At 68.7% G+C, this 11,879-nt stretch carries 8 protein-coding genes and 1 tRNA gene; 8 read left to right on the top strand and 1 reads right to left on the bottom strand.

Annotated elements, in window-relative coordinates:
• Nucleotide 1 precedes the first annotated feature (1 nt).
• The 7 genes from N803_RS05785 (at nucleotide 2) to N803_RS05755 (ending at nucleotide 10,200) form a co-directional block, all read left to right on the top strand.
• The gene (locus tag N803_RS05785) at nucleotides 2-772 is read left to right on the top strand and encodes a DsbA family protein (protein WP_052111834.1); all 771 of its coding nucleotides are present in this window, start codon (nucleotides 2-4) and stop codon (nucleotides 770-772) included.
• Entirely contained in the window at nucleotides 769-1,725 is a 957-nt protein-coding gene (lgt, locus tag N803_RS05780; RefSeq protein WP_245617028.1) for a prolipoprotein diacylglyceryl transferase, read from the top strand. Before N803_RS05785 ends, lgt begins: the two co-directional genes overlap by 4 nt.
• A gap of 147 nt (nucleotides 1,726-1,872) precedes the next feature.
• Nucleotides 1,873-6,417, top strand: coding sequence for a glutamate synthase large subunit (gene gltB / locus N803_RS05775; protein WP_035903222.1), 4,545 nt, complete (start codon nucleotides 1,873-1,875; stop codon nucleotides 6,415-6,417).
• The gene (locus N803_RS05770; protein ID WP_035903221.1) at nucleotides 6,410-7,873 is read left to right on the top strand and encodes a glutamate synthase subunit beta; all 1,464 of its coding nucleotides are present in this window, start codon (nucleotides 6,410-6,412) and stop codon (nucleotides 7,871-7,873) included. Before gltB ends, N803_RS05770 begins: the two co-directional genes overlap by 8 nt.
• A gap of 42 nt (nucleotides 7,874-7,915) precedes the next feature.
• Nucleotides 7,916-9,379: a pyruvate kinase gene (gene pyk / locus N803_RS05765; protein ID WP_035903220.1), complete on the top strand. Its 1,464-nt coding sequence runs from the start codon at nucleotides 7,916-7,918 to the stop codon at nucleotides 9,377-9,379.
• Nucleotides 9,380-9,442: 63 nt separating this feature from the next.
• A tRNA-Leu gene (locus N803_RS05760) sits at nucleotides 9,443-9,525 on the top strand.
• A 51-nt stretch (nucleotides 9,526-9,576) separates the two neighbouring features.
• Entirely contained in the window at nucleotides 9,577-10,200 is a 624-nt protein-coding gene (locus N803_RS05755) for an ANTAR domain-containing response regulator (protein WP_035903218.1), read from the top strand.
• A gap of 155 nt (nucleotides 10,201-10,355) precedes the next feature.
• Here N803_RS05755 and N803_RS05750 read toward each other — a convergent pair whose 3' ends face one another.
• Complete coding sequence (locus tag N803_RS05750) at nucleotides 10,356-11,168, bottom strand: DUF554 domain-containing protein (protein WP_035903217.1); 813 nt, start codon at nucleotides 11,166-11,168, stop codon at nucleotides 10,356-10,358.
• 118 nt (nucleotides 11,169-11,286) lie between these two features.
• On the opposite strand from N803_RS05750, the gene N803_RS05745 reads away from it, so the two are divergent.
• On the top strand, nucleotides 11,287-11,853 hold the full coding sequence (locus N803_RS05745) for a GNAT family N-acetyltransferase (RefSeq protein WP_156969667.1): 567 nt from the start codon (nucleotides 11,287-11,289) through the stop codon (nucleotides 11,851-11,853).
• Nucleotides 11,854-11,879 lie beyond the last annotated feature (26 nt).

Genomic DNA, 11,879 nt, shown 5'->3' with positions numbered 1-11,879 from the left:
CATGGCGAAGAAGGCATCGGCGGCGCAGACCGTCCGTCAGGCCAAGATCGAGGCCGCCCGCAAGAACACCGGCAGCGGCGCGAACAAGATCGTCGTCGGTGCGATCGTCCTCATCGTGGCCATCATCGGGGTCGTCGGCGCGGTCGTCGTGGCGCAGCAGAACAAGCAGGCCCGGGTCGGGACGAGCACGGCGGTTCCGGCGGCAGCCGGAGCCATGGGTGAGGGTTTCGTGGCCAACAAGGACGTCACCCTCGTCGCGGGGGCGCCGACCCTCGACGTCTACGAGGACTTCCAGTGCCCGGCGTGTGCCCAGTTCGAGCAGGTCATGGGCGCGACGATCGACGACCTCGCCTCGCAGGGCAAGGTCAAGCTGGTCTACCACCTCAAGACGATCATCGACGCCAACATGGGCACGACGCACTCGCTGACGATGGCGAACGCGGCCCTGTGCGCGGCGGACGCCGGCAAGTGGCAGCCGTTCCACGATGACGTCTTCGCGAACCAGCCGGCCACCGAGGGGCAGGGCTGGACCGACGCCCAGACCAAGGGCTTTGCCGAGAAGGCTGGGATCTCTGGAAGTGCGCTCGACACGTGGTCGACGTGCGTCGAGGAGCGGACCTACGCCAAGTACGTCGAGTCCACCGAGGATGCCTCGGGCAAGGCCGGCATCACGGGGACGCCAACTGTTCTTCTCGGCGGAGAGAAGGTCGACTTCCAGCAGGTCTCGACGCCGGACGCGCTCGTGCAGGCTGTTGCGGCGGCGACGAAGTGAGCGCCGCGGGCCTCGTGGCCGCCCTGCCGGCGGCGTTGCCGGTCACCATTCCCAGCCCGACGGCCGGCGTCCTCCACCTGGGGCCGTTGCCGGTTCGGGGCTACGCGCTCTGCATCCTCCTCGGCATCGTCGTCGCCGTCTGGATCACGGATCGCCGACTCCGCACCCGCGGAGGTGAGCCGGGACAGGCACTCGACGTCGCGGCATACGCCGTCGTTGCGGGCATCATCGGAGGGCGGATCTATCACGTCATCACGACGCCCGAGCCCTACTGGGGCAAGGACGGCAACCCGCTCGACGCGCTCAAGATCTGGGAGGGCGGGCTCGGCATCTGGGGCGCCATCGCGCTGGGGGCGCTCGGAGCCTGGTTCGGATGCCGCCGGGTCGGTGTGAGATTTCTCGACTTCGCGGACGCCGCCGCGCCAGGTGTCGCCGTTGCGCAGGGCATCGGACGCTGGGGCAACTGGTTCAACAACGAGTTGTACGGCGGGCCGACCGACCTGCCCTGGGGCCTTGAGATCCACCAGTGGGATGCCGCGGCCGGGCGGGCCGTCACCGACGCGAACGGCGACGCCATCGTGCAGGGCGTCTACCACCCGACGTTCCTCTACGAATCGCTCTTCGTCCTGCTGCTCGCCGTCGTGCTGCTGCTCATCGAGCGGCGCTGGTCGCTGCGGCGCGGTCAGCTGTTCGGGCTCTACGTCGCCGGCTATCCGATCGGGCGGATCATCATCGAGAAGATGCGCACCGACGAGGCCGAACTCATCCTCGGGCAGCGCCTCAACGTGTGGACGAGCATCCTCGTCTTCCTTCTCGGTGTGGCGATCGTCGTCCACACCGGGCGGCGCCGCGACCCGAACGGCTCGACACCGGGGGAGTCCGATGACTCCGAGCCGGACAACACTGAGGGCCCGGAGGGCCCGGGGGCGTCCACGCAAGCATCCACGATGTGAGATACACCCGCTCGCATTGCAAGACGCCGGTGGGATAGCATCCGTCGCAAACGTGGCCACCGCTGTCCGCGTCCCTTGACCTTTCCGCGCCCGGATCCACGCACTCCCGCGTGTCCGGCCCCGACTCCCTGAGGACGGTGACCCGACGTGTCCCTGACGCGCTTCTCCGCCCATCCGGCCGACACCGGTCTCTACCGGCGCGACCACGAGCACGACGCCTGTGGCGTCGCCATGGTTGCGACCATGCGTGGGACGGCGGGCCACGACATCGTCGAGCACGCGCTGACGGCCCTGCGCAACCTCGACCACCGTGGTGCCACGGGCGCGGACCCACTCGTCGGTGACGGAGCCGGCATCCTCACCCAGTTGCCGGACGCCTTCTTCCGTGCGGTCCTCGACGTCGAGCTCCCCGAGGCCGGCGCGTACGCCGCCGGCATGGCCTACCTTCCCCAGGAGGACTCCGAGCGCGCCGCAGCCGAGGAGCGCATCGCAGCGATCGCCGCGGAAGAGGGCCTCGAGGTCCTCGCGTGGCGCGACGTTCCCGTCACGCCGGACCTCGTGGGCGAGATGGCCCGAGCCTGTATGCCGGTCTTCCGGCAGCTCTTCGTCGCGGCTCCCGGTGCTGGGGTCTCGGGGATCGAGCTTGACCGTCTCGCCTTCTGCCTGCGCAAGCGTGCCGAGCGTGAGGCCGAGGTCTACTTCCCGTCACTGTCGGCGCGCACGATCGTCTACAAGGGCATGCTCACGACCGGTCAGTTGGAGCCGTTCTTCCCGGACCTGTCCGACGAGCGCTTCGCCAGCGAGCTGGCCCTGGTGCACTCGCGGTTCTCGACCAACACCTTCCCGAGCTGGCCGCTCGCCCACCCGTACCGCCTCATGGCGCACAACGGTGAGATCAACACGGTCCGTGGCAACCGCAACTGGATGCGTGCGCGCGAGGCTCAGCTCGTCTCCGACGTCATCCCCGGCGACCTCGACCGGCTCTTCCCGATCTGCACGCCGGATGCCTCCGACTCGGCGAGCTTCGACGAGGTCCTCGAACTCATCCACCTCGGCGGTCGGTCGCTCCCGCACGCCGTGCTCATGATGATCCCCGAGGCGTGGGAGAACCACGCCGAGATGGACCCGGCCCGCCGCGCCTTCTACGAGTTCCACTCGACCTTCATGGAACCCTGGGACGGCCCGGCCTGCGTCGCCTTCACCGACGGCACGCTCATCGGGGCGGTGCTCGACCGCAACGGACTGCGCCCGGGCCGCTACTGGGTCACCGACGACGGGCTCGTGGTGCTCGCCTCCGAGGCCGGAGTTCTCGACCTGCCGACCGACAAGGTCGTCAAGCGTGGCCGGCTCCAGCCGGGGCGGATGTTTCTCATCGACACGGCTGCCGGCCGCATCATCAGCGACGAGGAGGTCAAGTCGCAGCTCGCTGCGGAGAACCCCTACGAGGAGTGGCTGCACGCGGGCCTGCTCTCCCTCGGGGAGCTGCCCGAGCGCGAGCACATCATCCACACCGCAGCGTCGGTGGCACGTCGTCAGCGGACCTTCGGCTACACCGAGGAAGAGCTCAAGGTCATCCTCGCGCCGATGGCCCGCACCGGTGGTGAGGCCCTGGGGTCGATGGGCACCGACACTCCGGTCGCGGTGCTGTCGGAGAAGCCGCGCCTGCTCTTCGACTACTTCACCCAGCTCTTCGCGCAGGTGACGAACCCGCCGCTCGACGCCATTCGCGAGGAGCTCGTCACCTCACTCGGCACGACCATCGGTCCCGAGGGCAACATGCTCGACGCGACCCCGGTCCACGCCCGCCAGGTCGTGCTGCCCTTCCCGGTCATCGACAACGACGAGCTGGCCAAGATCGTCCACATCAACGCCGACGGTGACCTCCCGGGCTATGCGACCCACGTCGTCCGCGGCACCTACCTCGTCGACGAGGGAGAGTCCGCGCTGCGGAGCCGTCTCGCCGAGATCTGCGCCGAGGTGAGCGAGGCCATCGCCGGGGGTGCCCGGTTCGTCGTGCTCTCCGACCGCGACTCCGACCGCGACCACGCGCCGATCCCGTCGCTGCTCCTCACCTCCGCCGTGCACCACCACCTCATCCGCGAGAAGACCCGCAACACCGTGGGTCTGCTCGTCGAGGCGGGCGACGTCCGCGAGGTGCACCACGTGGCCCTGCTCGTGGGCTTCGGCGCGGCGGCCATCAACCCCTACCTCGCCATGGAGACCGTCGAGGACATGGTCCGCACCGGCGCCATCACGGATGTCACGGCGGAGCAGGCCGTCAAGAACCTCATCAAGGCTCTGGGCAAGGGCATCCTCAAGGTCATGTCCAAGATGGGCATCTCGACCGTGGCGTCCTACCGTGGCGCCCAGGTCTTCGAGGCACTCGGCCTCTCCCAGGAGCTCGTCGACGAGTACTTCACGGGCACGGTGTCCCAGCTCGGTGGCATCGGCCTCGACGTCATTGCCCAGGAGACGGCGGCGCGGCACGACTCGGCCTACCCGACCGACGGTGTCATCCTGTCGCACCGCAAGCTCCGGGTCGGCGGCGAGTACCAGTGGCGTCGCGAGGGCGAGCCGCACCTGTTCGACCCCGACACCGTGTTCCGCCTCCAGCACGCGACGCGTGAGCGTCGATACGACATCTTCAAGCAGTACACCGAGCGCATCGACAACCAGGCGGAGCGCCTCATGACGCTGCGTGGTCTTTTCGAGCTCGGCGGTCGGGCGGCCCGGGAGCCGATCTCCATCGACGAGGTCGAGCCCGTCAGCGAGATCGTCAAGCGCTTCAACACCGGAGCCATGAGCTATGGCTCGGTGAGCAAGGAGGCGCACGAGACCCTCGCCATCGCGATGAACCGGCTGGGCGGTCGGTCCAACACCGGTGAGGGCGGCGAGGACCTCGAACGACTGCTCGACCCCGAGCGCCGCTCCGCCATCAAGCAGGTTGCGTCGGGTCGCTTCGGTGTCACGTCCGTCTACCTGACCAACGCCGACGACATCCAGATCAAGATGGCCCAGGGCGCCAAGCCCGGTGAGGGTGGTCAGCTGCCCGGGCCCAAGGTCTATCCCTGGGTGGCGCGCACCCGACACAGCACGCCCGGCGTCGGTCTCATCAGTCCGCCGCCGCACCACGACATCTACTCCATCGAGGATCTCGCCCAGCTGATCCACGACCTCAAGAACGCCAACCCGCAGGCCCGGATCCACGTCAAGCTCGTGTCCGAGGTCGGCGTTGGGACGGTTGCAGCGGGTGTGTCCAAGGCGCACGCCGACGTCGTGCTCATCTCCGGCCACGACGGTGGCACGGGAGCCTCACCGCTCACGTCGCTCAAGCACGCGGGCGGTCCCTGGGAGCTCGGTCTTGCCGAGACCCAGCAGACGTTGGTGCTCAACGGGCTGCGGGACCGGATCGTCGTCCAGGTCGACGGCCAGATCAAGACCGGACGCGACGTCGTCATTGCGGCACTCCTCGGTGCCGAGGAGTTCGGCTTCGCCACGGCACCTCTCGTCGTCAGTGGCTGCATCCTCATGCGCGTCTGTCACCTCGACACCTGCCCCGTCGGCATCGCGACGCAGAACCCCGAGCTCCGTGCGCGCTTCTCCGGCAAGCCCGAGTTCGTCGAGACGTTCTTCGAGTACATCGCCGAGGAGGTGCGCGAGCACCTCGCCTCCCTCGGATTCCGCAACATCGAGGAGGCGATCGGCCAGATCGGCGCTCTCGACACGAGCAAGGCCGTGGCTCACTGGAAGGCCTCCGGACTTGACCTCGCACCGATCCTTGCCGAGGTCGAGAGTCCGGACGGCTCGGGTATCCGGCACACGGTGGGACAGGACCACGGCCTCGAGAAGGCGCTCGACCACGAGCTCATCGCGGTGGCGCGGGACGCCATCGACAACGGCCACGCCGTGACCGGAGAGTTCTCGGTCCGCAACGTCAACCGGACCGTGGGAACGATGCTGGGCCACGAGGTCACTCGAGCGCACTCGAACGGACTTCCGGACGGCACCATCGACCTCACCCTGCGGGGCTCTGCCGGTCAGAGCTTCGGCGCGTTCGTCCCCAAGGGCGTGACCCTGCGCCTGGTCGGTGACGCCAACGACTACGTCGGCAAGGGTCTCTCCGGAGGCCGGATCGTCGTGGCACCGGACCCCAGCGCGCCGCTCACCGCCGAGGACAACGTCATCGCCGGCAACGTCATCGGCTACGGCGCCACCTCCGGCGAGATCTTCCTGCGCGGACGGGTCGGCGAGCGCTTCTGCGTCCGCAACTCGGGTGCCACCGCAGTCGTCGAGGGGGTGGGTGACCACGGCCTCGAGTACATGACGGGCGGCACGGTCCTCATCCTCGGGTCGACCGGGCGCAACGTGGCGGCCGGCATGTCCGGAGGCGTGGCCTACGTGCTTGACCTCGACGCCTCCCGCGTCAACGGCGAACTCGTCGATGTCTCCGGGCTGCGCGGCAGCGATGTCGAGGTGGTCAGGGACCTCCTCGAGCGCCACCGCGACACCACGGGCTCGACCGTCGCTGCCCACCTTCTCGAGGACTGGGACTCGGCGCAGACGCGCTTCTCCCTCGTCCTTCCCCGCGACTACCAGCGAGTCCTGGACGTGCGCTCCGCAGCCGAGGCCGAGGGCCTCGACCTCGAGGGCACCGAGGTCTGGGACCGAATCATGGAGGCTTCCCGTGGCTGACCCGCAAGGCTTTCTCAGGACCCGCGAGCGTGAACTGCCGGCTCGTCGACCCGTTCCCGTCCGGATCAAGGACTGGCGTGAGGTCTACGAGGAGCAGGAGCTCGGCCAGCTCCAGCGGCAGGCAGGGCGCTGCATGGATTGCGGCATCCCCTTCTGCCACAGCGGGTGTCCCCTCGGGAACCTCATCCCCGAGTGGAACGACCTCGCCTGGAAGGGTGACTGGCGCGACGCGATCGAGCGGCTCCACGCCACGAACAACTTCCCGGAGTTCACCGGTCGTCTCTGTCCGGCCCCCTGTGAGACCGCGTGCGTGCTGGGCATCAACCAGCCGGCTGTGACGATCAAGCAGGTCGAGGTCACGACGATCGAGAAGGCGTTCGCTGACGGGGGAGTGGCACCGCGTCCGCCGGAGCGGCTCTCCGGCAAGACCGTGGCCGTCGTCGGCTCCGGCCCGGCCGGTCTCGCCGCGGCGCAACAGCTGACCCGGGCTGGTCACACGGTCGCCGTCTACGAGCGGGCCGACCGTCCCGGTGGCCTGCTCCGTTATGGCATCCCCGAGTTCAAGATGGAGAAGTCGGTCCTCGACCGCCGTCTCCAGCAGATGCAGGCGGAGGGCACGCGCTTCCGCAGCTCGGTCGACGTCGGCGCCGACGTGACGTGGGAGCAGTTGCGTGCCCGCTACGACGCCGTCGTCATCGCGATGGGTGCGACGGTCCCGCGTGACCTCGATGTGTCGGGCCGCGCCGGCGCCAAGGGTGTCTTGCAGGCCATGGACTTCCTGCCGCCCGCCAACCGGGTCGCTCTGGGCGAGACCGTGGACGGTCAGGTCACCGCCGAGGGCAAGGACGTCATCGTCATCGGTGGCGGTGACACCGGTGCGGACTGCATCGGCACCTCGCACCGCCAGGGTGCGCGTTCCGTCACCAGCCTCGAGATCATGCCCCAGCCGGGCGAGGACCGGGCCCCGGGGCAGCCGTGGCCGACCTACCCCATGCTCTTCCGTGTCGCCTCGGCCCACGAGGAGGGTGGTGACCGCCTCTATGCCATGAGCACCCAGGAGGTCGTCACCGACGAGGACGGTCAGGTCACTGGGCTGCGTGTGCACGAGGTGCGTCGCGCCGAGTCCGGCTTCGAGTCGGTCGAGGGGTCCGAGCGGATCATTCCGGCTCAGCTCGTGCTGCTCGCCATGGGCTTCCTCGGCCCGCAGACCGAGACCCTCGTGGCCCAGCTCGGCGTCGAACTCGACGAGCGCTCCAACGTGCGTCGCGGTGCGGACTACATGTCGTCGGTGCCCGGTGTCTTCGTCGCGGGCGACGCTGGCCGCGGCCAGTCGCTCATCGTCTGGGCCATCGCCGAGGGCCGCGCGGCGGCCCACCACGTCGATGCCTGGCTGTCCGGCAAGCCGTCTCGACTGCCCCGTCCCGTCAACCCCACGGACCGTCCTCTCACGGTGTGAGCCGCGTCACGGTGCAAACGCTTTCGCCACTAGGCTGAGCGCATGCGCCGCGCCAAGATCGTTTGCACCCTGGGACCTGCCACGTCCAGCCCCGAGCAACTCCGCGAGCTCGTCCGCTCGGGGATGGACGTGGCCCGGTTCAACCTCTCCCACGGCGACCTCGCCGACCACGCCAAGGTCTATATGGACGTGCGTCGCGCCAGCGATGAGCTCGGTCACGCGGTGGGCATCCTCGCCGACCTCCAGGGCCCCAAGATCCGCACCGGGCGGTTCAAGGACGGGTCCGTCATGCTCGAGCCCGGCGCGAGGTTCACCATCACCAACCGTGAGGTCGAAGGGACCATCGACGAGGTCGGCACCACTTATGCGGGCCTGCCCGGCGATGTGTCCGCGGGCGACACCATCCTCATTGATGACGGGAAGCTCAATCTGACGGTCGTCTCCTCCGATGGGACGGACATCGTCTGCGAGGTCGTCGAGGGTGGAGTCCTGAGCAACAACAAGGGCATCAACGTCCCCGGGGCAGCGATGAGCGTTCCGGCGCTGTCCGAGAAGGACGAGGAGGACCTGCGTTGGGCCCTCGACACCCGGGTCGACATGATCGCGCTCTCGTTCGTCCGCAGCGCTGCCGACATCGAGCCGGTGCACCGGATCATGGACGAGAAGGGCATCCGGGTCCCCGTCATCGCCAAGATCGAGAAGCCCCAGGCCGTCGACAACCTCGACGAGATCGTCCGGGTCTTCGACGGGCTCATGGTCGCCCGCGGTGACCTGGGCGTCGAGATGCCGCTCGAGACGGTGCCACTCGTGCAGAAGCGGGCCTGTGAGCTCGGTCGCCGCAACGCGAAGCCGGTCATCGTGGCGACCCAGGTGCTCGAGTCGATGATCACCAACAGTCGCCCCACGCGCGCCGAGGCCTCGGACGCGGCCAACGCCGTGCTCGACGGTGCCGACGCTCTCATGCTCTCGGGCGAGACGAGTGTGGGTGCGCACCCCATCGAGGCCGTGAGCACCATGGCCCGGATCATCGAGAACACGGAGGAACACGGCCTCGGGCGGATCCGGCCTCTCGACACCAAGCCGCGCACCAAGGGTGGTGCGGTCACTGCCGCCGCGGCTGAGATCGGCAACCTCATCGGCTGCAAGTACCTCATCACGTTCACCGTCAGCGGCGACTCGTCCCGACGGTTGGCCCGAGTGCGTCCCCGCATCCCGATGCTGGCCTTCACGCCGCACCAGTGGACCCGCTCCCAGCTTGCGCTGACCTGGGGTGTCGAAACGTTCATCACCGCGCCGGCCCGGCACACCGACCAGTTCGCGCTCCAGGTCGACGAGGAGTTGCTGGCCTGCGGCAAGGCGGAGGAGGGTGACCTCGTCGTCATCGTCGCGGGTTCCCCGCCCGGCATCCCTGGCTCGACCAACGCGCTCCGGGTCCACCGCATCGGTGACGCGAAGAACAGGGTGGCACCGGCATACAGCGACGTCGCCGGCGAGACCACCACCTGACCGCAGCGGGCGGGTGTGACCGGACCACACCGAGGTCGCCGTTAGACTTGGCGCCGCACACCCGCCGGGGTGGTGGAATGGCAGACACGGAGCACTCAAAATGCTTTGCCCGCAAGGGCGTGCGGGTTCAAGTCCCGCCCTCGGCACTCACCGCCAGTCGTGCGCGCCCACGCGGCGACGTCGCCTAGGCTGGGCTCGTGAGCACCACGAATCCCGAGCCGTCCGGGTCTGACGCGACTCCTACCACCGCGAAGCGGATCCTCGTGGCCGAGGACGAGGCGATCATCCGCCTCGACCTGGCCGAGATGCTGGGCGAGGCCGGCTACGACGTCGTCGGGCAGGCCAGCAACGGCGAGCAGGCGATCGAGATGGCGACCGCGTTGCGACCCGACCTCGTCATCATGGACGTCAAGATGCCGGTCCTCGACGGGATCTCCGCGGCCGAGCAGATCGGCAAGGAGCGGATCTGCCCCGTCGTCATGCTCACGGCGTTCAGCCAGACGGAGCTCGTCGAGCGGGCCCGCGACGCCGGTGTCATGGCCTACATCGTCAAGCCGTTCACGGCGACCGACGTCGTGCCGGCCATCAACATCGCGCTGTCCCGGTGGGGCGAGCTCAAGACCCTCGAGGCCGAGGTCGCGGACCTGGGTGAGCGCCTCGAGACGCGCAAGGCCGTCGATCGCGCCAAGGGCGTGCTCATGACCAAGCTGAAGATCACCGAGTCCGAGGCCTTCCGCTGGATCCAGAAGACGGCGATGGATCGCCGCATGGGCATGAAGGAAGTTGCCGACGCGGTCGTCGCGGGCATGGAAAAGGCCTGACCCGCGCTGCCCTTTGTCGGGTGACCCGACAAACGTCCGCTCGGCCCGAGGTGCGAACTGCGGCGGAGCGACCCTTTATCGGGTGACCCGATAAAGAGTCAGGCGTGGGGTATGCCGGTCGGCCGGCATACCGGATCGGTTCACCTTCGTGGCCCTCACCTGAGAGCGATCACGAGCTGCGTGAGCAGCGGTGCCACGAGCAGGGCCGGCAGCATGTCGGCGACCGGCACATCCTTGATCCGGAGGAGCCGGAGGCCGATGCCTGCGAGCATGAGACCACCGGTGGCGGTGAGGGCGAGGATGTGGGGCTCGGGGAGGATCGAACCGAGCAGCACGCCCACCACGGTGAGGGTGCCCTGGACCACCGCGACGGACGCCGCGGAGAGCAGGACCCCGACGCCGAACGTCGACGCGAAGGCGAGAGCGGCGAAGCCATCGAGCACCGACTTGAGCAGGAGTTGGTCGATGCCGCGGCCGAGGCCGTCGGAGAGCGATCCGAGGATCGTCAACGGCCCGACGCAGAAGAGCAACGAGGCGCCGAGCCACCCCTCGATGAACTTCTCGCGCGCGGTCGTGCCGCGCGGCGCCCCGTCGACCACGGGGGCGTCGCTGTCGTCGGAGTCGGCCAGAGCGGGGGAGCGGCGCGAGAACCAGGCCTCGATCGTGCCGGCGAGGGACTCGAGCCGGTCGCCGATCCGCAGCAGAGATCCGGCGATGGAGCCGATGAGCAGGGACCCGAGGACGATGAGGACCGGAGCGCCGTCTCCGGTCGCGTCGGAGAGCGCTCGGTCCGTCACGCTCACTGCGGAAAGTCCGGCCATGAGCAGTGTCGTCAGTCCGAGGCAATCGGTGACGACCGACCGGGTCCGGTCGGGGAAGCGGTGCCCGACCGCCATTCCCAGGAGGGCTCCGACGGTGACCGTCGCGACGTTGATGACGGTGCCGAGACCGGGGAACGAGGCATCCACGACGGCGACTCTACGGCGGCTTGCAAAACGACCTTTGCGATTGTCCACCGAGACCGTCCGCGGACCCGTAAGGTCGGTACGTCAACCGAGCAGGGGGCTGTGAGGTCGAGGAGTTGCTTTGGCACGCAACATGGTCGAGGTGTCTGCGGTACCCAAGGAGGATCTCGGGGACCTGGTCGGACTCTGGGTTGCAGCCAAGGTTGATGCGGGCGTACCCCTCGAGGTCGCAACTCGATTCGCGAACGACGGTCGTTTCGAGTCCGCGATCCAGCGCGCCGACGTCAACGCGCACCTCGCGCGGATCGACGGACGGCCGGTCGGCTACGTCCTGACCTCGGAGAATCCGTTCGGTCTCAACCCCGAACCCGAGGTGGCGGTCGAGCAGCTCTATGTCGACCCGACCGCACGCCGGCATGGTGTCGCACGGTCGCTGTTGTGTGCCGTGGTCGGCCACGCCGAACGTTCGGGCTCGGACGTCATCGTGAGCAACGTCCCGACGCAGAGTCGCGAGGCCCACCGCTTCTTCGCGCGGCTCGGATTCTCGTCCGTGGTGGTGCGACGCGTCGTCAGCACCACCCAGCTGCGTCGTCGGCTCGCGCCTCAGGGCAGCGCGATCAACACGGCGGTCGACCAACTCATCCGTCGACGTCGGTCGCTGCGGTCGATCGGGACGCGCGCAAGCTGACACGACCCGTCACCTGACCCATCGGG

The organism is Knoellia subterranea KCTC 19937 (assembly GCF_000768685.1).
Lineage (GTDB): Bacteria > Actinomycetota > Actinomycetes > Actinomycetales > Dermatophilaceae > Knoellia > Knoellia subterranea.
The sequence above is the reverse complement of the archived record's forward strand: the minus strand, read 5'-3'. Positions and strand labels throughout refer to the sequence as shown.

Coding starts and splice junctions, on each gene's coding strand:
- N803_RS05785 (WP_052111834.1), top strand. CDS start 2: ATGGCGAAGAAGGCATCGGCGGCGCAGACCGTCCGTCAGGCCAAGATC.
- pyk (WP_035903220.1), top strand. CDS start 7,916: ATGCGCCGCGCCAAGATCGTTTGCACCCTGGGACCTGCCACGTCCAGC.